Source organism: Psychroserpens algicola (assembly GCF_014526325.1).
GTDB classification, from domain to species: Bacteria; Bacteroidota; Bacteroidia; order Flavobacteriales; family Flavobacteriaceae; genus Psychroserpens; species Psychroserpens algicola.
This window is the reverse complement of record NZ_JACNMJ010000001.1, coordinates 294,218-317,348: the sequence shown is the minus strand read 5'-3', so window position 1 is coordinate 317,348 and position 23,131 is coordinate 294,218. Positions and strand designations below refer to the sequence as shown.

The following is a 23,131-nucleotide window of genomic DNA, read 5'->3' as shown; positions in this document are numbered from 1 at the left end:
ATGTTTAAAAAATCCAATTTCAAATATTTAGCATACGCTTTGGTCTTTTTGAGTGTCCTAATGTCTTGTGACTCTAAAGGCTCATTAGAAAATGCACAAGATTTAACAGTGTCCGAAGGGTTTGAAAATCCATTAGGGTTTTATGATGCTAACCCAACGTTTTCTTGGAAATTACCTGTGTCAGAAAGCAATAAAAATCAGTCTGCGTATCACATTGTAGCAGCTAGTAGCCCAAATTTATTACCTGATAATGCCGATTTATGGGATTCAGAAAAGCAAACTTCTGAGCAATCAACTTGGATTACATACAAAGGAAAACCCCTCGAATCTCGTCAAAAAGTTTATTGGCAAGTTAAATATTGGAATCAAGATAATGGAGCTTCAAAGTGGAGTGAAACCAATCATTTCGAATTGGGTTTATTAAACAATAGTGATTGGAAAGCTCAATGGATTGGTTTAGATACCGCTAAGGATAGCATTCGTGGAAAAGGAAAAGTACTTATACATAAACCACAGTATTTAAGAAAAGGATTTGAATTATCCGACGATGTCACTTCAGCACGCTTATACATTACAGCTAAAGGTGTGTTCGATGTGTCAATCAACGGTGAAAACGTTTCAGACGATGCGATGTCACCTGGTTTTACAACGTATGACAAACGTATTGAAACCTTAACCTATGATGTTACGGATTTAATCGAATCTGGGCAAAACACCATTGGTGTTGAGCTGGCTTCTGGTTGGTATTCTGGTCGTTTACTTTGGGGAACAACACCATGGGATAATACCATTTCGCCAAAAGTATTAACACAGTTAGAAATGAGGATGAGTGATGGTAGCAAAGAAATTATAGTTTCTGATAGTAGTTGGAAAGCAATGACTAATGGTCCGTTACAGTTCGCAGAAATCTATGATGGCGAAATTTATAATGCGAATTTAGAAATGGCTAATTGGACGACTAACAATTTTGATGATAAAGAATGGACATCTGTTGAAGTTGCAGCTATTGATGATAATGTTAGGTTAGAGCCAAAGCGACACACTGCTGTAAAAGGTAAAATAGAGTTAGAGCCTCAAGAGATAATTAGTAACCACGGAACGGCTGTATTTGATTTAAAACAAAATATGGTAGGTATTCCTGTTGTCAATGTTCCGATGAAAAAAGGTGATACGCTTCAAATTAGATTCGCTGAAATGCTATCGCCAGATGGTACGTTTTATACTAAAAATTATAGAAGTGCGCATTCTACCGACTATTATATTGCTTCTAAAGATGGAGTTATTGAATACCAACCTAAGTTTACGTTTCACGGATTCAGGTATGTAGAACTTAGCGGATTTGATACGTCGAAAGAGCCCTCAAAAGATTGGATTAAAGGTCTAGTATTATATTCTGATTTTGATGATAACGGTACGTTTACCTCTTCGCATGATAAATTGAATCAACTACAAAGCAATATTGTTTGGGGTTTACGAGGTAATTTTTTAGATATCCCTACAGATTGTCCGCAACGTGATGAACGTTTAGGCTGGACAGGAGATGCGCAGGTATTCGGGCCAACTTCCATGTTCAATGCAGATGTGTATAAATTTTGGGCGAGTTGGTTGCAAAGTGTTAGGGAAGCACAGTTAGAAGATGGTGCAATTCCGTGGACGGTTCCAGATTCGCGTGGCAATAAAATTGGAAGCTCAGGTTGGGGAGATGTGTGTACAATTATTCCGTGGAAAATTTATAGGCGTACTGGCGATGTAGGTTTTTTAGAAGATAATTTTGAGATGATGAAGAATTGGGTTGGGTATCATCAAAAAAAATCAAATAAACATATTTCTAATATGATGTCGTTTTCAGATTGGTTGCAACCTTTTCCTGAAAGTGGTGATAATAGAGGAGACACCTCTAGAAATTTAATTGGTACGGCGTTTTTTGCGCATTCTGCAAAATTAACGGCTCTTACTGCCGAAGTTCTTGGTAAAACAGCAGAGCAAGCTAAATACGAAGCACTATACCAAACCGTAGCAAAAGCCTTTGATGATGAGTTTTTTGATGATGGAGGAAAAGTAAAAGGTGTTACTGAAACGCAAACCTCTTATTTGTTGGCATTAGCATTCGATTTATTGCCTGAATCTAAAATCAAGAACGCGCAGACTAATTTATTGCGCAAGCTTAAAGATGCAGATTATCATCTAAGAACAGGTTTTTTAGGAACACCATTGTTGTCAAGAGTTTTAGACGATATGGGTGAGGTAGATTTGGTCTATAAATTATTATTCAATGAAACCTATCCATCATGGTTTTATTCTATCAATCAAGGAGCGACAACCATTTGGGAACGTTGGAATAGCTACAGCAAAACCGAAGGTTACAATCCTATGAGCATGAATAGTTTAAATCATTACGCCTATGGTGCCATTGGTGAATGGATGTATGAACGTATTGCAGGCATTGCACCTTTGGAAGCAGGATATAAAGTCATTAAAATTGCGCCTCAAGCCAAAGAGCCCTTAACATCTGCTTCGGTAAGTTTAAACACACCTTTCGGAAAAGTATCGTCTTCATGGGAAATTGTGGAAGGGAAGTTCGATTTGGAAGTCGTAATTCCACCAAATACAACGGCTAAAGTCATTATTCCTGCTGACACAAACCAAGCACTCGAAATTGATGGAAAAACGTTTGAAGATAATTCAAATATGAAGTTGATTGCCACAGGAAACGATACTTTTGAATTAGAAGTGCAGCCTGGGACATACACATTTCAATCAAAACTTAAATAAGTTGAAAAAATGAAGCTAAAATTTATAATATGTTTACTTCTAGTATCAAGTTTATTTTTGAATGCCCAATCGACAATTTTCAATAGGCCGATTGTTGATGACGCTATTATTTTTATGGAAAATAATGGCATGGTAGCCGTTGAAGCCGAATACTTTAATAAGCAAAGTAAATCAGAAGTTAGACAATGGTATATCGCCTCAAAAGACGCTGTGTCTCATGTAAGTCGAGATGTAGATTCGCAACATCATTCAGGAGCAAGTAATGCTGCTTATATTGAAATATTACCAGATACTAGAGTCACGCATTCCGATAAGCTCATTCAAGGAGAAAATTTCTCTAATAAAGCTGGTGAAATTGGTGTTTTACATTATAAAGTCAGAATAAATAATCCAGGACGCTATTATGTATGGGTACGTGCTTTTAGTACTGGAAGCGAAGATAATGGCGTACATGTTGGGTTAAATGGTGAGTGGCCAGAACATGGTCAACGTATGCAATGGTGCGAAGGAAAAAATAAATGGACATGGGAAAACAAGCAACGTACAAAAGAAGTGCATTGTGGTGTTCCAAAAGAAATCTATTTAGATATTGAAAAAGCGGGAGTTCATGACATACAATTTAGTATGCGCGAGGATGGTTTTGAGTTTGATAAATTTATTCTAACAAAGGACAGCTCATATATTCCAATAGATGAAGGGTTAAAGGTCACTACGCTTTGGCCTATGCAATCCTATTACAAACAAATTGCAGCTTCCAATATTGAAAATAAAACCTTGCCTATTGATGATTTTCCAATAAAAGGTACAGGATTTTACAAGCATGCAGGTGGCAAATGGCTTGGTATTAATCCAAATAAACAAAAAGAAGCCGAAACATCGACAACTTTTACATTTAAAAATGGAACCTATGATTTGGTATTTGTTGGTGTGGGAGAAAATGATGGGCAATCGGAGTTTAAAATATTAATTAATGGTAAAAAATTAGGCACGTTTAAACCGCCATTATCAAAAGATGTTTTTGAAGAAGGCGAAAATAATAATGCGCTTTGGGAAAATGTAAAACTTAAAAAAGGTGATAAAATTACAGTCGTAGCAAAAATAGCCAGTGCCGATGGAAAAGAATGGGCTAGAGCACGTTGGTCGGGAATCATTTTTGCACCAGTAGGTAAAGGTAAAGCGATTATAAAAACACCATTCGAAAGCAACATAGAAGTGGTGCAACATACGGCACCTATAATTAAAGCACCTGCAGGTCGTATTGCCATTGTAGCAGATGGTAATTCACCAGATCCTGATGACCTTGGCGGAACGGCAGTTTCTATTGCTTTGTTACGAGCATCAGGACTACAGGACAGATTGGTGCATTACTCACACAGTTGTGATTTGATGAGAAACCAAAGAATCTCAGAGTCCGCCGAAAAAGAGCGTCACGCCTTAATGCAAAGTTCCTGTGACGTGACTGCAAGACGATGGGGCGGTTTTGAGTCACTTACATTTTTAGATGCGAAATGGCAAATGGAAAAGACGATTAAAGATTTAGCACATGCCATAAGCATTTCTACTGCAGAGGACCCACTTTGGATTATCGAAGCAGGTGAACCAGATATCATCGGATTTGCTCTAAAAGCTTCGCCAAAAGAAAAGCATCAATTTGTCAAGGTCGTAACCCATCATTCCGCAAACGATGATGCAGGCGATTTCTACGAATGGCAAGATATATTAGATTTTGGAGTAGAAGAAGTTCGGATTCCTGACCAGAATATTAAGCTAAAAGTTAATCTTGAAGATTGGGATTGGGCAAAAAATCATTCGGACCCTAGAATTCAAGGCATATGGATTCAAGGAAAGCTGGCAGAACTAGATAATATCGTAAAGTTCCAAAAAGGAAAGTGGGATTGTTCAGATGCTGGTATGGTATTGTATTGGATTACAGGAGCTACTAATGGTGGATTAGAACAAGGAAACGTCGACGATGTCAAAAATATCTTATTAAACTATATAGAAAAGTAGTACGAATCAATATCGCATAATACAATGGTTATAAAAATGAAAAAAATTATAGGTTTACTTCTCATACTATGTGCATACACATCAGTTTCTGCTCAAAAAGAAAAACCTAATGTATTAATTTTTTATGTAGATGATTTAAGAGCAGAATTAGGTTGTTATGGAAGCGAAACCGCAATGACACCAAACATAGACAAACTAGCCTCAGAAGGTGTTATGTTTAACAAAGCTTATGTACAACAAGCTATTTGTGCACCTTCCAGAATGAGCACTTTAACAGGTTTACGTCCAGAAACACTTGGTATTTATAGTATTTTCACACCACTACGTAAAGTGCATAAAGAGGTGGTTTCAATGCCGCAATTATTCAAAGACAATGGATACAAAACGGTAAGTATTGGTAAAGTATATCATCATGGTAGTGATGATAAAAACCAATGGACAACCTATTTCGAAAAAGAAGCAAACAGTTACCATAAACCTGAAAATATAGCATTAATGGAACGCCTAAAATCCGAAGGCGTAAAACCCTTAAAAGGACCTGCTTTTGAAGATGCAGATGTACCAGACGACGCCTATAAAGACGGACGTGCAGCTAATTATGCCATCGAAACTTTAAACAAGGTAAAAGACGATAATTTTATAATGTTTGTAGGTTTAAGTAAACCACATTTGCCTTATAATGCACCTAAGAAATACTGGGATTTATATGATAAAAATGATTTTAAAATTCCATCAAGGCAAAAACCAGAAGGCGCTTACAGGTTGGCACTTCCGAAATGGGGAGAATTAAAAAGCTATCACGGAATTCCTAAAGAAGGTGATTTAGATGATAATTTAACGCGAGAGTTAATACATGGTTATCATGCTTCAATCAGTTACATAGATGCACAAGTAGGGAAAGTCATGGAAACCTTAGAAAAGCTAGATTTAAGAAAAAATACGATGGTGATTTTTATGAGCGATCATGGTTATAAAATTGGGGAATACGCGTTATGGTGTAAGCAATCTAATTTAGAAATAGATGTTAGAGTGCCTTTAATTGTTAGTAGAGAAACGAGCTATAAAAAAAGAGTAACTGGTAAAACTTCTGATGCTTTAATAGAAAATGTGGATATCTTTTCTACGCTAGTTGAGTATTGCGGTTTGGAAGGACCAGATTCTGACGGCAAAAGTTTTCTTTCGGTTATTGATAAACCCAATAAAAAATGGGATGAAGCAGCATTTAGTGTTTATGCGAGAGGTAAAAAAATAATGGGTTGTACAGTTACTGATGGTAACTGGAGATATACCGAATGGAGAGATTCTGTAACGAATGAAATATTAGAAGCAGAACTCTATGAGCATCAAAATAGTTTGTTAGCTTATGTTAATTTATCAGGAAATAAAACGCATCAAAAAATAGAAAAGAAACTGAAAAAACTATTAGAAGAACAGTTTCCTAGGGGTCAACCGTTTTCGCAAAATGATCAGCCAAGAAGATAATACATATTTATAACCTAATTTAATTCACATTTTTAGCATTAAAATTAACTTAGTCAAAGCATGACACTACAGGATTATATTCATAATTTTTAAAATTAAGTTTGAGTGACGCGTCAAGGTCAATCAAATGAAAAGAAAAAAACCGCTATTACTTCTATTTTTATTCATAGGTGTAAATCTTGTTTATACGCAGCGGTCTGTAACAAATTTCAATAATAATTGGCAATTTATTTTAGAGGATAACGCCAATTTTTCACAAGAAAACATCGACGATTCATCTTGGACAACATTAAACGTACCACACGATTGGTCCTTTGAAAAAGGCGTGCGGAAAGGTGGAGACCAAGGTCAAGGTGGTGGTTATCACGATGGTGGTATTGGTTGGTATCGTAAATCTTTTGATGTCAACAAAACAAGTCTTTCTAGCATCACCTACATCAATTTTGATGGCGTTTATATGAACAGCGATGTTTGGGTCAATGGCAACCATTTAGGAAAACGACCATATGGCTACATCAGTTTTAGATACGATATTTCTAAGCATTTAAAAGCAGGAAGAAATACAATTGCCGTAAGAGTTGATAATAGTTTAGAGCCTTCAGCTCGTTGGTATCATCCATGTGGAATGTATGCACAAGTAAAACTAATAGAAGTTAACCCAACACATTTTAAACCAAACAGTATTTTTATTAAAACACCTTCAATTTCCAATAAAAATGCAATTGTGAACATTGATGCAGAAATTAACGGCAACATAAAGAACCTTAATTATGAGGTAAAATTATTGTCACCAGAAGGAAACGAATTAACTCGTAAAAGTGAACAATTAAAAGTATTCAATCCAACTTATCAATTCGAAATAGAGAACCCAAAACTTTGGAGTCCAGAAAGTCCAAGTTTGTACATGGCTGTGACTCAAATTTTAAATGGAAAAAAAATTATAGATGAGGTAGAAACGACTTTTGGTTTCAAAACCGTAGAATGGAAGACTGAGACTGGTTTTTGGTTGAATGGTGAAAATGTAAAATTAAAAGGGGTTTGCGAACATTGGGAAGGTGGTCCAGTTGGAGGAGCTTGGACAAAACCGATGTTGCGTTGGAAACTTCAATCCTTAAAAGATATGGGAATCAATGCCATTCGTCCATCACACAATCCAACACCACCAATGTTTTATGATATCTGCGACGAAATCGGTTTGCTCGTTATGGACGAAATATTTGATGGTTGGCATAAAAAAGCACCTCAAGATTATGGCAAGCAAGCTTTTGATGAATGGTGGCAACGTGATGTAACAGAGTGGATAACCAGAGATAGAAATCACCCAAGTATTTTTGTCTGGAGTTTAGGCAATGAAACACATAGCGATGTGGCGCCGGAATTGGTGAAATTTGGTAAACGATTAGACCCAACACGATTATTTACCTCAGGCGCAGGAAATCCAGAAGACATGGATATTTTAGGCGTTAATGGAGGTTCTGAAACCAAATCGTTTATAGATGGGATGAATGGCAAAAAATTAGAGAAACCATTTATTTCAACGGAAGCACCACATACCTGGCAAACTAGAGGTTATTACCGCACCCAAACTTGGTGGCGTGATAATGAGTTGCCTGGTACGTATGATTTGCCAAATCTAACAGAAAAAGAGATTTTCTTTTATGAAGGCATTAATCCTAAAAACTGGAGAAACAGAAAGCAAAGTTTCAATTCGTCATATGATAATGCAACGGTAAGAGTGTCGGCAAGAAAATATTGGGAAGTCATGAGAGATAACCCATGGCATAGTGGTCATTTTCGTTGGACAGGTTTTGACTATTATGGAGAAGCTGGTTTAGTACATGGAGGTTTACCGTTCAATTTATTTATGGGTGGTGCTTTAGATGTTGCTGGATTCAAAAAAGATTTATTCTATTTCTATCAAAGTCAATGGACCAAAGAACCAATGATTCATATGTTACCACATTGGACGCATCCAAGAATGAAAAAGGGAACGGTTATTCCGGTTTGGGTGTATTCTAATGCTGATGAAGTAGAGTTGTTTTTAAATGGAAAATCATTAGGAAAAGACCAATCAGGAATCATTTGGAACGAAATGCAATGCGAATGGCTAGTGCCTTATGAAGAAGGAAAACTAGAAGCCGTAGCTTATAACGATGGCAAGGAAGTCAAACGCACCTCTTTTTCAACAAGTAAACAACCTTCAAAATTAAAAACAACAATTCAGAAATTAGAAGCTGAAGATAGTTTTACCACAAGTCATATTATCACCTCAGAAAGTTTAGACGAAAACAATAATTTATACCCTTACGGAGAAAACAGAGTTTATTATAATATTCAAGGTGATGTGAAGAAGATTTCCATGGAAAATGGAAATCCTATTGATTCTACTAGTCGAACAAAATCAGATTATAGAGCCTTATTTTTTGGAAAAACAAGACTATTCCTAAGAGAATTACCCAGTGCTAAAGCGGCTTCGATTATCAGGGCATCAATTTTAGGTGATAAAGCATTATATACTTCAAATATAATCACCATTGACGCCAAACAGATTCAAGTTTTAGGAAATTCAAATGTTGATAATTTAGAAATTCTATATACAGTCAATGGCGATAATCCTGAAACAAATGGTGCCGTTTACAAAGGTCAGTTTGAGGTTTCAGATGGCACCACAGTAAAAGCTGTTGTTATACAAAATGGTAAGACTGTTTTAAAAATGGAAGAAGCTTTCGGAAAAAATGGAGGTTTGTTTTGGGGCGACGAACATTCTAAAGATATGTGGATTGGTAGAGGAATCAATATTTCTGCAGAAGAAGGCATCTTAGAAGGTGGAGCAAAGGCAAGTACAGAAGCGCGACGTTACAAGGGAACAGGATTTGTACGCTTTGATGGAAAAGAAGGTTCTTTAGAGTTTTATCAAGAAAATGACGGCGAAGGAGGCGATTATAGTATTCGTTTTCGCTACATGCATAACAATGAAGGAGAATTACATCCTATGAAATTGTACGTCAATGACGAATACATCAGAACATTAGAATTTAAGACAACTGGTGGTTGGGAAAAAGAGTGGAAATTTGTGCCCGCTATAATCACATTAAAAGCAGGTGCTAATAGTATAAAATTAGAAACGACAGGTAAAAGTGGTCCTTTTATTGACGAGTTGTTTGTAGATTAAAATAGTATATTAAAGATGATAACAATAGTATTTATTATTAGTGGACTAGTGGTTTTTAACGCAGTATTGTTGTTCTATAGTTGTAATAAAGATTGAATTGTAAAAAAGTATTGGTGTGATGAACAAAATAGTATGTTTTATATTTTTTATGTGTTCAAATACCTATGCTATGGAGGTAAAAGATTTGAAATGTGAATCAAAAACTAATCCAATAGGTATAACTATTAATAAACCCCATTTTAGTTGGACTTTTATAGGTGATGCAAAAAGTCCTAAACAAGGAGGTTATAGAATTGTAATGGCAACTTCATCCGAAAAATTAAAATATCCAGATCTTTGGGATTCAGGACCAACCAGTTCATCACAATCTAGTGTCATACAGTATTCAGGAGCACCTTTAAAAAACGGACAACGCGTGTACTGGAAAGTTACCATTTGGGGAAATAACCGAGGCGCAGTGCATAGTGAAGTGTCTTGGTTTGAAATGGGAGAAATAGAAAATCCTGAAAAAGCATTTCAACCTTATGTGTTTTCTAAATCTAGAAAAGGTGTCATAAAAATCCATATAAACAGTAAAGATAAAGGGAGAACTTTTGAAGGTGTTGGAGCGGTTAGTGCAGGTGCTTCAACAGACTTATTATATGATTATAAAGACCCGATAAGAGGTGAAATTTTAGACCTTTTATTCAAGCCTAAATTTGGTGCTGGTTTTCAACATTTAAAAGTTGAAATGGGTGGAGGAGAAAATTCTACTTGTGGATCAGAACCCTCACATGCTTTTACGAGAGAAGAATTGAAAAATCCAGTTTCTCGAGGATATGAGTTCTGGTTGATGAGAGAAGCCAAAAATCGAAATCCAGATATGATTCTTGAGTATCTGCCTTGGAGTTTTCCTGGGTGGTTAAAACCAAACATTTACACGCAAGAATCCGCTGAGTATTTTGTAGCCTTTTTAGATGTGGCAAAAAAACAGTGGGATTTAGATATAGATTGGGTGGCAGCCGCAGAAAATGAAAATGATACTGATCGTGATTGGTTAGTAAACCATATGAGACCAACTTTAGATGCCAGTGGTTATCAAAACGTAAAAATTCAAGGCCCTGATGATAACAGTGGTGACTGGAAAATATTTGACGACTTAGAAAAAGATAGTGAGTTTGATGACGTCATTGAAGCAGTAGGTTATCACTATGTTTCCGGTAGAGAATTTACTGAAAATATGGTAGATGGTCGTGGACGCCCAACCACAGAGAAAGCAAAACAATCGGGAAAACCACTTTGGGCAAGCGAAGATTGGAGCTGGACAGGCAAAGATTGGGATGGTGCTGGAGCACTCAACTTAGCACGACTATACAATAAATTTTACATTAGAGATGAAATTACAAAATCAATGATTTGGGCGCCTATTGGCTCAGTATATAAATCTGTAACATGGGATAAGGCAGGCGCAATGAAAGCCAATGAACCTTGGAGTGGATATTATAAGGTTTGGCCAACAATTTGGGCAACAGCGCATACTACACAATTTGCAACGCCACACAAATGGCAATATTTAGACAAAGCCTGTGGATTGTTTGATGCATCAACATATAAAGGAAGTGTTGTTACTTTGAAAGATAAGAACAGTACAAACTGGAGTATGATTATTTGTACTGAAAATGCAGAAACTTTAGAGGTGAAAATTAAAAAGGGCTTAGCAGACGACAAGATTTATGTTTGGAAATCGGATGCAGAAAATCAATTTGTAGAGTTAGCAAGTATCATCCCAGAAAGAAGTTCATTTGCGATACAACTTGATGCCAAAAGCATTTATTCCTTAACCACAACAACTGGTCAACAAAAAGGAGCTTATGAGATTCCTGAATCTAAAGCATTTCCATTTCCATATAAAGAAGATTACGAGGATAGAAAAGTTGGTGACTTACCAAAGTATCATTCAGATCAAAAAGGAAGTTTTGAAATCGCTTTAAAAGAAGATGGCACCAATTGCTTAAAACAAATTGCGCCAGAACCAGGTTATGACTGGATGCGAATTTACCGAAGAACTAATATAAAACCGCACACTTTAATAGGAGACGTTAATTGGAAAAATTTCACCTGTAGTGCAGACATTTATATTGAAAATGGAAATGTGGAATTAGGCGGACGTGTAAAAGGAAGTTTTTTGAACGGTTATCGATTTTTGATTGAAAGAAGTGGAAATTGGAAGTTAATGTATAATAAAAAAACGTTGACCAAAGGAAATATTAACGGTTTTGATGGAAATATTTGGCACCAATTAAAAATAAGGTTTCAAGATAAAGACGTCGAAGTTTTTGTTGATAACAAATCTATTACCCAAGCAACTCATATCGTTAGTAATGGTTACGTTGCTTTTGCTAGTTCATATCACGGGAATCTTTTTGATAATTTAGAAATAATAGACAATGATTAAAAAAATATTAGTCTTATGCCTAATAGGCTTTTTGGGTTGTAATTTTGCGCAAGAAACTTCAAAGAAAGTAAGAGTCATAGACTATCAGAAACTAGAGAGTCAAAACAATCTGATTAACAAGGGCAATAAGAAAGCCGTTGATAATTATAAGAAACTAATCAAGAAAGCAGATAATTTACTGAAAGGTAAAACGTTTTCTGTTGTAAATAAAGTAGGTATTCCACCAAGTAAAAGCAAACACGATTATATGAGTATTGGGCCTTATTGGTGGCCTAATCCTGAGACAGCAGACGGATTACCATATATAAGAAAAGACGGTGAAATAAATCCGGAGACAAGAAACAATTATACTGATTTTGTTGAGAACGAAAACTTTCTACGAGCAATTAGAGACTTAAGTAATGCTTATTATTTAAGCGATAATATAAGCTATGCAAATAGAGCTGTAGAATTAATTAATATTTGGTTTTTAGATGCGGATACCAAAATGAATCCCAATCTTAATTATGGCCAATCTATACCAGGGAAAAATGATGGACGATGTTTTGGCATTATTGAGTTTGGTGGTTTAGTTGAAGTCCTTAAATGCTTAGAGGTATTAGAAGATAGAAATCAACTTGACGATGAAACGAAGAAAGGTATGGAGTCATGGTTGTCAGAATACGCCGATTGGTTGCAAAACAGTGAATTAGGTAAGGAAGAAGCCACAAGAGAAAATAATCACGGAACGCATTATGATATTCAATTGCTTAATATACTATTATATCTCAATAGAGCAGATGAGGTCAAAAACCATCTGTCTACCGTAACAAAGGCAAGAATCTTTAGTCAAATTGAACCAGATGGAAGTCAACCAAGAGAACTCAAAAGAACCAAATCCTTTTCATATTCAACTATGAATTTACATGGGTTTATGGAATTGGTGCGTATAGGACAAAAAGTAGGAATTGATTTATGGAATATTGAGTCAGAAGATGGCAGAAGTATAAAGAAGGGCTATCAATATATGGTACCTTATCTCACTAAAGAAAAAGAATGGGAGTACAAGCAAATTGCCAGTATAAAGAGTTCCGAAGAGAAATTAGTCGCTGATTTAAATTATGTGAGTAAAACATTGAAAGAAACATCTTTTGATGAAGCACTTCATTTATTAAACCAAAAAAATGAGGTTAAAAACTAAATTATTGAATTTAAAATTGTTTTAGAAAACACAATAATATGAAGTCAAATCTTATCCATTTTTGTATTGCGTTTATTTCAGTTATAATATGTAGTTGTGATAATTCAGGTACAAGTAATGGTTCAGAATTTCTGTATCCAAAGGAATTAAAACAACTTCATAATAACGTTATAGAATATTATTTGAATCAAGAAAATGATGATGATACTATTGAAGAATTATTGCAAAATTTTCAGGAAGATGGCTCATGGGCAACCATAGATTATTCTAATAAAATTAGAGGTGGATGGCCTGTGAAAAATCATTTAAAGCATGTTCAATCCTTAGCTATCAATTACAAGAACAAAGATTCTAAATATTATCTGAATAATAATCTCTCAAAAAAAATCCATAAAAGTTTAAATTATTGGTTAGATAATGATTTTTTAAGCACCAATTGGCACGATCAACATATTGGAGTGCCAGAGCTATTATTGCCGACACTTTTTTTAATGGAAGCAGAGTTAAGTGAAAAGCAGTTTAAAAAAGCTAAAGTATTGCTTGATCGTGCTAAAATAAAAATGTCTGGGCAGAATAAAGTATGGTTATCTACCAACGTCATGTTGCGTTCACTGTTGTTAAGAAAACCAGATTCTGTGGCTATTGCAAGTAAAGCCATTCAAAACGAATTACAAATAGCAAAAGGTGTTGGCGTAAAACCAGATTGGTCGTATCACGAACATGGCGCACAACTGCAATTTGGTAATTACGGTCTGTCGTATTTAGAAGATATGATAAAGTGTTACTCATTTGTTCACGACACACCATATCATTTTGAAGCCAACAAAATTGAATTTTTAAGAAACATTATCCTTAAAGGTCAGCAATGGATATTATGGGATGACACCTATGATATAAGCGCATCTGGCAGACAACTTTTTGAAAACGAACAAGCTAAAAAAGCATCACGTTTAAAAGCATGTATTCATAAAATGAAGGTCTTGGATAAAGCACATTCAAAAGTATATGATGATGCTTTAGTTTCAAAAATTCTATCAGGAAACAAACATTTCTGGAAATCCGATTTTCAAGTACACAGAACAAAAGATTTTTACTTTTCCGTTAAAATGAGTTCGACACGCGTGGTTGGAACTGAATCGGTTAATCAAGAAAATATTCAAGGTTATTATTTGGGTGATGGTGTATCGCTGCTATCCATTAGTGGAAAGGAATATGAAAATATCTTTCCGTTTTGGGATTGGAAAAAATTACCAGGAACTACAATTATTCAAGATAACAAACCTTTACCAATTATAAAATTTAGTGACTTTAAAACCAATAGTGTTTTTGTTGGTGGTGTTAGTAATGGAGAAAATGGAATTGCTGCAATGGACTATAATCGTGATGGTTTAAAGGCTAAAAAATCATGGTTTATGTTTGATGATAAAATTGTGTGTTTGGGAAGTGGAATTTCAGCAAATACAGAATATCCAGTTACGACAGCCATAAATCAAGCCTTTGCGAGGGGAGGAGTTGTTATAGGAAAAGATGATGAAGTAGAAACTAATGTAAGAAAACACAAAGAGATAAATCCCGATTGGTTGCTACACGATAACATAGGCTATTTATTTCCAAATGGAGGAACCATAAATCTATCAACAAATATTTTAGAAGGCAGTTGGACTAAAGTTGCAAAACGTTATCGTCCGGTGATACTAACGGAACATATTTTTAAACTATGGTTTACTCATGGTAAACAACCTAAAAATAAAAAATACAATTACATTTTGGTGCCTAATGCAACAGAAGCAAAACTGAAGGATTTTAATAAAAATAAGCCTTTTAAAATCGTGAATAATGAAGCGCTACAATCTGTTGAAAGCATGGATGGAACATTGGCAGGTATGGTGTTTTATTCAAAAGGAATATCAAGTATAAAAGGAGGTGTTTCGGTGAATCAACCTTGCATGATGATGTTAGAAGAAAAAGCAAATCAACTCATAATATTAGTAAGTGACCCAACGCACAAATTGACTAAAATAACCATAACTATTTCTGGTAAATATAAAGCAAATGGCAGTCAATATGTCAACGGAAAAACTCAGATAACATTACAGTTACCGACAGGTGATGAAGCAGGAAAAACAGTTCAACTGGAATTACAAAAACAGGAATAAAAAGCAATGAAAAAAATAATCATATTTAATTTTTTCTTCCTAGCTATGCTGAGCATAGCAGTACATGGTCAAAACTCACCTATAATGGATGAATTAGAATCTGGATTTCAAAATCCACCAAACGAAGCCAAAGCAAGAACTTGGTGGCATTGGATTAGTGGTAACGTCTCTAAATCCGGAATCACAAAAGATTTGGAGGCGATGAAAGACGTGGGCATTCAAGAAGCCCAATTGTTTAATGTGCATTTAGGTTTTCCAGAAGGTTCAATAAAATATTTAAGTGAAGAATGGTTAGACCTGTTTTTATTTTCGGCACAGGAAGCCAAACGATTAGGTTTAGAATTGACGTTTCATAATAGCGCAGGTTGGTCATCGTCTGGAGGACCTTGGATGACACCAGAATATGCCATGCAAACTACGGTTTTTAGCGAAGTTATGGTTCGAGGTGGAAAATTATTTAAAGACCAATTACCACAACCCGAAACCAAATTAAACTATTACAGAGATATTGCAGTACTAGCATTTCCTAAACCAAACGTGGATATAAAAATTGATGGATTAGATTATAAAAATCTTACAGGACGTATTCGCAATCATTTATTACCAGATACAAAAGGCATTCCTACTTCGGCTTTTATTAATAAAGAAGAAATCGTTGATTTAACGTCAAAACTAAGCAAAGACGGTTTTATAGAATGGAATGTGCCTCAAGGCGAATGGATTGTTTTAAGAATAGGACATACAGCTAAAGGAAAAACAAATCATCCAGCACCAGAAAGTGGACGCGGTCTTGAAGTAGATAAAATGAGTAAAAAGGCTGTAGATGTCTTCTGGGAAGGTGGTATTCAACCCATTCTTAATACATTAGGAGATTTAGTAGGTACTACAGTAAATAATTGTTTGATTGATAGTTATGAAGTTGGAACCACAAATTGGACTACTGGTTTTGATGCTGAATTCGAAAAATTAAGAGGTTATGATTTAACCACATATTTGCCAACTTTAGCAGGTTATTATGTTGAAAGTGGCGAAGTTACAGAACGCTTTCTCTGGGATTTTAGGAGAACTATTGGTGATTTAATAGCTGAAAATTATTACGCACATTTTGGAGCGTTATGCCATAAAAATGGATTGAAATTTTCAGTAGAACCCTATTGGGGACCGTTTGATAATATGCAAGTTGGTGCGACTGGAGATATTGTAATGTGTGAGTTTTGGAGTGGAGGCTATCCGTTTTTTGATTCGCCTAAGTTCGTATCCTCTATTGCACATTTAAATGGAAGTTCCATCGTTGGAGCCGAATCGTTTACAGGTATTGGTGGTTGGGATGATCATCCTGCGCAACTCAAATCTATTGGCGATAAGGCTTGGGCAGAAGGCATCACACGTTTTATTTTTCACACCTATGTGCACCAACCTTGGGACGTGGCACCAGGATTGGCCTTAAGTTATCATGGTACTGATTTCAATCGATTAAATACCTGGTGGAGCCAAGCTAAAGGCTTTATGGATTACATCGCACGTTCTCAGTTTTTACTTCAACAAGGTCGAAATGTAGCCGATGTTTTGGTGTTTACGGGAGAATCTTCACCCAATATCGCTTTTTTATTACCCGAAATCAAGAACTTGGGATACGATTATGATTTAATCGGTTCTAATAAATTGTCGGATGTATTCGTAAAAGACGGAAAAATATGTACACCTGTTGGCGGAAAATATAAGGTTTTAGTCTTACCTGAATCTGATTGGATTAAACCTGAAACACTACGAAAAATTCAAGAATTAGTCACGAATGGAGGAAAAGTCATAGGCTCTAAGCCCGAAAAATCACCAAGTTTGGAAAACTTCCCTTTATGCGATATGGAAGTTGAAAAACTAACGAATTCACTATGGACTAAAGAATTAGTAAAGGATATTTCGATAGTAGATTTTTTAAAACAAAGCCAATTACCCCCTGACTTTAAAATTGAAAGCGATGATGCTTCAGATATCAGTTTCGTGCACAGAAAAACCGAAGAAGCCGATATTTATTTTATCGCGAATGCTAGAAAAGAAAGCCAGGAAATAGATGTTCGTTTTCGAGTGTCAGGAAAGCAGCCAGAACTTTGGAATGCTCAAACGGGCGAAATTAAAAAACCAGCCTTATGGCAAAATCATACAGATGGTACCACAAGTTTGCCAATTCAATTAGGTTTAGAAGAAGCAGTATTCGTGGTGTTTAAGAACGCTTCAAAAGCAAAACACCATTTGGTTTCTGCACAAATGGATATTGAAAACCCTCAATTGGAACCGCTTTCAAATTTAGAAATTATAAAAGCTGAATATGGTACATTTCTACAAGAAGGTGTGGTGGATATTACAGATAAAGTAGCTGCTGAGGTAAAAGACAATCAGTTGCATATACAAGCCACACGGCATTTTTGTGATTGCGACCCTGCAATGGGTTATGTAAAAGAATTCAGAATGGAATATCAAATTGGCAATGAGATAAAAACCAAATATGTTCGCGAAAAAGAGTTTGTTGACATTGATGGAGGCGATAAACAACTAAAAGTATTAAAAGCTGTTTTTGGAAAATTTAAGCCAGAAACTAAAGGCGTACCAAAATATTTTCCAGTTTATGATGTTACCAATAAAATCAAAGAAAAGATAGCTTCAAAAGAATACAGTATTCCTGTAAACAATCAGTTGATTGATGGGCAAACACCTGAAGGCGATAATACGGCTATAAAAATAACCTTTATAACAGATAGTGAAGAACAAACGTTGTTCATTCCAAAGGGAAGATATTTAAATCTTTCAAAAAACATCAGCAAACCTGAGTTAGTTTTAAATAAAGGAAAAGGGCAATGGTTGACACCTTATCCAGGCAATCTTATGTGCACAAGTGCGTCTGGAAAAACCAAAACTGTTAAGGTCAAATCTGTGCCTGAGCCAATTACGTTATCAGGTGCTTGGGACGTTTCATTTCCATCGGCATCTAATTCAGAAACTAAATTAAAGTTCGATGAATTGATGTCCTGGTCAGAATCTTCAAATGAAGATATTCAGTATTTTTCAGGGACAGCGAATTATCAAAAGACGTTCAAATTGTCTAAAAAACACTTAAAATCTGATAATAAACTGGAACTGGATTTAGGAAGTGTAGCCGTTATGGCCGAAGTGATTATAAACGGTAAGACATTAGGAATACTCTGGAAAGCACCATTCACAATAGACATTACTGATGTTGTAAAAGCTGGAGAAAACACCCTTGAAATTAAAGTAGCCAACCTATGGCCAAACCGATTAATTGGCGATGAAAAATTGGAATTAGATTTTGAACGTAAAGGCAATAAAATAAAACATTTACCCGATTGGTTGCTCAATAATACAGAAAGACCTAGTAAAAGAACCACGTTTCCGTCATGGAAACATTGGAGCGAAAATGATGAACTCAAAACATCCGGACTTTTGGGACCTGTACAGATTCAATTTTATAAAAGCATTAAACTTTAAAATGGTTATGAATAAACACGTTTTTAAAACTCTTTTGATTTGTTTTTGCTTTTTAGGATGTGCATCAAAAACCAAAGATGCCAAAGCAACCTCAGAAGAACATCAAATGGTGGACTATTTTGCCGATAATGGTTTTGGAAATGCGGTGGCCATTGTGCAACATCCATCTGGTATTTACCATAAAGGCATTACTTATGTGGCTTACCAAGGTGCTTTAGAAGACCCTTATGTGGCGTCATATAACCATAAAACTAAAGAATGGAAAGGCCCATATAAAGCGGGAATTAGCGAAATGGGTAAAGACCCAAATCGAAAAAAACGAATAGATAATCACGGTAAACCGGCTATCCTTATTGATGATGCGGACTATATTCATATTGCTTTTGGAGGTCATGGTGGGACACCTGATGATGGTGATAACCCTTTAGGCAATTACCATTACGGTAAAAACTTGCATGCCGTTTCTAAAACACCTTTAGATATTTCTGAATGGGAAACACTGGATAATATTTCTGTATTTGGCACCTACAGTCAGTTTATAAAAATGGATAATGGCGATATGTATTTATTTTATCGTCACGGAGCACATCGAAGTAATTGGGTGTATCAAAAATCAACCGACAATGGTGTCACTTTCGGCGAACCCGTTTCATTTCTAAAACACAAACGCAGAATAGATATATTAGCTGAAGATTCTTGGTATCCTTGGGTGACTAGAGGTAATGGAGACGATATTATTGTGGCATTCGATTATCATATTTGTAGAGATAGAAATAACACTCAGGACGAACGAGGGCATATTCCAGAACGGCATAACCTTTATTACATGGTTTTTGATACCAAAACCAATCAATGGAAAAACGTAAAAAACGAACCTTTAGCAATGCCTTTAACCAAGGAATTGGCAGATGAAAAAGCCTTAGTGAGTATTATCGCTGATGATTGGACGTTTCAGGCGATAACAGACGTAGACCCAGATGGTAATCCAAATGTAGGGGTCTTGGTTGGTCCAGACGTAGGAGCCAACAGAAGTGGCCCAAAACGTATGCAACATTTTAGATGGGATGGACAGGTCTGGTTAAAAAGCGACACTTCTAATCTTCCGAAAGGGGATGGTGTTTTCGACGTAAAATCAGACACAGAAGTAAGCCTATATCTAGAAAGCCAGACCAACGATGGTGTGGGAGAAATAAGTCGATGGGACAGTTCTGATGCTGGAAAAACCTTTAATAAAGGACCTGTCCTTTTAAGTCGAAAGAACTCAGGATTTGTGATATCTTCTCTAATTGATAATCCGCATCCTGATGCTAGACTGATTGTTGGAGAAAAAGATGAAGGATCAGATTTCAGAAAGATGTACCTCTTAGGAGATAATGGAGCTGTGATGCGTAATGAAAATGAAGCACAGGTTTTAAAAAATGAAGATGAGTAGCAAATAATAAATAAAATAGAAAACAGATAAATAAATAGAATAATTATCATGAAGAGATTAAGCCATATAAGTTGTTTAATAATACTTGCAGCCATTTGTTTTTCTTGCGGAAATGAGACGAAAAACAAGATAGATAAAGACGAAAAAGAGGCTGAAGAGTCGCAATTGCCTAACATTGTATTCATCCTTTCAGATGACCAATCATGGACCGATTACAGTTTTATGGGAGATGACAATATTGAAACACCTAGGCTAGATCAATTTGCTTCAGAAAGTCTAACATTCACCAGAGGTTATGTGCCAACTTCCTTATGTTCACCATCCTTAGCAACCATAATCACAGGAATGTATCCAAAAGACCATGGCATCCTTGGAAACGATGTGGCTTATGAAAGGGCTAAAGATAGAGCAGTTAAGAGAAAGAATAGAAGTGAGGCCTATAAGCCTATGATTACTCATTTTGAGCGTTTAACGACATTGCCTGATTTACTGAAAGAAAAAGGGTATTTATCGTTTCAAACTGGTAAATGGTGGCATGGTAATCATAAAGTTGGTGGATTTGATTATGGAATGACTCATGGAGATCCAAATCGTGGAGGTCGTCATGGTGATTATGGTTTAGAAATTGGACGAAAAGGAATGGATACTTTAACCAGTTACGTGGATTTAGCTATTAAAGAAAAAAAGCCGTTCTTTTTATGGTATGCACCTTTTTTACCACACGCACCACATACACCGCCAAAACGTTTGTTAGATAAATATCTTCCAAAAGCACCTACAGAATATGTTGCCAAGTATTGGGCCATGTGCGAATGGTTTGATGAAACTTGTGGCGAATTATTCGATATTATTGAAGAAAAAGGGTTAACTGAAAACACCCTTTTTGTTTATGTATGTGATAATGGTTGGGTGCAAAATTTAAATGATAGCAAGTATAATGAAATATCAAAGCGCTCGCCTTTCGACTTGGGAATGCGTACGCCTATTATGTATAAATGGGCAGGAGAAATTAAGCCTAAGATGGATACGACGACTGTTGTAAGTAGTATTGATATGGTGCCAACAGTTCTAGATATTTTGAATATTGATAAACCTAAAAACTTACCAGGCATCAATGTTTTAGACAAAAAAACACTTCAGAATAGAGAAGAGATTTTTGGAGAAATCTACGCACACGATTTTACGACTATAGAGTCTAGTTTGTTTTACACTATAGTAATTGCGCCACCATATAAATTGATTGTGCCTGATGCGGTTAGAAAACCAAACGAAAAAATTCAATTATTTAATATTGATGAAGACCCTTTTGAGAAACAAAATATTGCGAGCAGTAATCCTGAATTGGTCGAAAAACTGAATCAAAAAATTGAAGCATTTAGAACAGAATAGTAATTGGTAATTATGAAAAACATAGGCTTCATATTTTTGATACTACTGATGTTTTCATGTAAAAATGAAAAATCAACGCCTGCTGAAACAGAAAATGAAAAGCCAAACGTATTGTTTATTTCTGTTGACGACTTAAACAATTGGATTAGTCCTATTGATAATTTTTCGAACGTTATAACCCCAAATTTTGAGAGGTTGGCAAAAATGGGTGTAACCTTTACTAATGCGCATGTGCAAGCACCACTTTGTGGACCATCCAGGGCATCAGTTATGACAGGTTTACGTCCATCAACAACAGGTATTTATGGGATGACGCCTGATAATAAAATACGTCGTAATGGCAATCCAGCAACCAAGGATATTACCTTCCTTCCAGAATATTTCGAAGAAAATGGCTACCATACGATGGGTATTGGCAAATTATTTCATGTACATGCACCAGATAGTATGTTTAATGAATCTGGAGGACGCGTAAAAGGTTTTGGACCACATCCTAAAAAGCGTTTTGTTTGGGACGGTAGAGGTAATGGAATAAAAGGCATTCATGGAAGAACAAACACTGATTGGGGCGCTTTTCCTGAACAAGATTCATTAATGCCAGACCATGCTTCAGCAAATTGGGCAATAGAACGATTACACAGAAATTATGATAGACCATTCTTTTTAGGACTTGGGTTTTTACGTGTGCATGTGCCGCTTTATGTGCCTCAAAAATGGTTTGATATGCATCCTTTAGAAAGTATAGAAACACCACCATATTTAGCAGGCGATTTAAATGATATTCCACCAGTAGGTTTGAAAATCAACGACTTACCAATGATGCCATCCACAGAATGGGCCAAAGACAATGGCGAATGGAAAAAAATTATTCAAGCGTATTTAGCGTGTATGAGTTATGTTGATTATGAACTAGGTCGTATTTTAGATGCTTTAAAACAAAGTAAATATGCCGATAATACGCTGATTGTATTATGGTCAGACCATGGCTACAGATTGGGCGAAAAAGGTACTTTTGCAAAACATGCCCTTTGGGAAACTGCTACTCAAGCACCTTTATTGTTTGCAGGACCTAATTTACCTAAAGGGAAAAAGATAGATGCTCCAGTAGAGATGCTTTCCATCTATCCAACACTCTTGGAATTAAGCGGATTGCCAGCCTATTCTAAAAATGAAGGAACAAGTTTAGCACGTCTGATGCAAAAAAATGAAGGGGTAAATGAAAGTTATGCCATTACAACCTTTGGGATGAACAATCATGCCATTAAAAAAGATGGTTACAGATACATTCGCTATGAAGATGGTAAAGAAGAATTTTACGACCACAGCGTAGACCCGAATGAATGGCATAATGAAGCTGATAATCCCAAGTATAAAAGTGAGATAGAAGCATTAAAAGTACTCTTACCAAAGGTGAATTCAAAATGGGATTCAGAATCTAACTATACATTTCAACCTTATTTTGTAGAGCAAAAGACTCGTGTAAATGGAGAAGAAAATAAACCAGTGCGGGCTATTGGAGCTGATAGGTAATTCATATAAATCTTCAAAAATGATATTGAATCGTTTTTCAAGACAGAGCAGGATAGTTAGCGTTATTAATAGAATT

Annotated in this window: 11 protein-coding genes; all 11 read left to right on the top strand. The window is 35.8% G+C overall.

The genetic code is table 11. From position 1 onward, the window contains the following. The 11 genes from H7350_RS01240 to H7350_RS01190 all read left to right on the top strand — a co-directional run bounded on the left by H7350_RS01240 (position 1) and on the right by H7350_RS01190 (position 23,055). The gene (locus H7350_RS01240) at positions 1-2,772 is read left to right on the top strand and encodes an alpha-L-rhamnosidase (protein WP_235989237.1); all 2,772 of its coding nucleotides are present in this window, start codon (positions 1-3) and stop codon (positions 2,770-2,772) included. Between the two features lie 9 nt (positions 2,773-2,781). Beyond that, positions 2,782-4,782 (top strand): hypothetical protein, encoded by a 2,001-nt coding sequence (locus H7350_RS01235; RefSeq protein ID WP_204344055.1) that lies wholly within the window; start codon positions 2,782-2,784, stop codon positions 4,780-4,782. 36 nt (positions 4,783-4,818) lie between these two features. Next, a complete protein-coding gene (locus H7350_RS01230) occupies positions 4,819-6,264 on the top strand; it encodes a sulfatase (RefSeq protein WP_204344054.1) in 1,446 nt (481 codons plus the stop codon). Positions 6,265-6,391: 127 nt separating this feature from the next. Further along, positions 6,392-9,436 carry a glycoside hydrolase family 2 TIM barrel-domain containing protein gene (locus H7350_RS01225; protein WP_204344053.1) on the top strand — a complete coding sequence of 1,015 codons (3,045 nt, stop codon included), beginning with the start codon at positions 6,392-6,394 and terminating at the stop codon, positions 9,434-9,436. Between the two features lie 169 nt (positions 9,437-9,605). Further along, positions 9,606-11,870, top strand: a complete 2,265-nt coding sequence (locus tag H7350_RS01220) for a glycoside hydrolase family 78 protein (protein ID WP_204344052.1) — start codon at positions 9,606-9,608, stop codon at positions 11,868-11,870. After that, positions 11,863-13,050, top strand: coding sequence for an alginate lyase family protein (locus H7350_RS01215; RefSeq protein WP_204344051.1), 1,188 nt, complete (start codon positions 11,863-11,865; stop codon positions 13,048-13,050). Before H7350_RS01220 ends, H7350_RS01215 begins: the two co-directional genes overlap by 8 nt. A gap of 38 nt (positions 13,051-13,088) precedes the next feature. Then, positions 13,089-15,206 carry a polysaccharide lyase family 8 super-sandwich domain-containing protein gene (locus H7350_RS01210; protein ID WP_204344050.1) on the top strand — a complete coding sequence of 706 codons (2,118 nt, stop codon included), beginning with the start codon at positions 13,089-13,091 and terminating at the stop codon, positions 15,204-15,206. A 6-nt stretch (positions 15,207-15,212) separates the two neighbouring features. Beyond that, the gene (locus H7350_RS01205; RefSeq protein WP_204344049.1) at positions 15,213-18,704 is read left to right on the top strand and encodes a glycosyl hydrolase; all 3,492 of its coding nucleotides are present in this window, start codon (positions 15,213-15,215) and stop codon (positions 18,702-18,704) included. Between the two features lie 7 nt (positions 18,705-18,711). Beyond that, positions 18,712-20,136 carry a BNR-4 repeat-containing protein gene (locus H7350_RS01200; protein WP_204344048.1) on the top strand — a complete coding sequence of 475 codons (1,425 nt, stop codon included), beginning with the start codon at positions 18,712-18,714 and terminating at the stop codon, positions 20,134-20,136. Positions 20,137-20,184: 48 nt separating this feature from the next. Continuing rightward, positions 20,185-21,525, top strand: coding sequence for a sulfatase-like hydrolase/transferase (locus H7350_RS01195; protein WP_204344047.1), 1,341 nt, complete (start codon positions 20,185-20,187; stop codon positions 21,523-21,525). A 12-nt stretch (positions 21,526-21,537) separates the two neighbouring features. Then, positions 21,538-23,055: a sulfatase gene (locus H7350_RS01190; RefSeq protein WP_204344046.1), complete on the top strand. Its 1,518-nt coding sequence runs from the start codon at positions 21,538-21,540 to the stop codon at positions 23,053-23,055. Positions 23,056-23,131 lie beyond the last annotated feature (76 nt).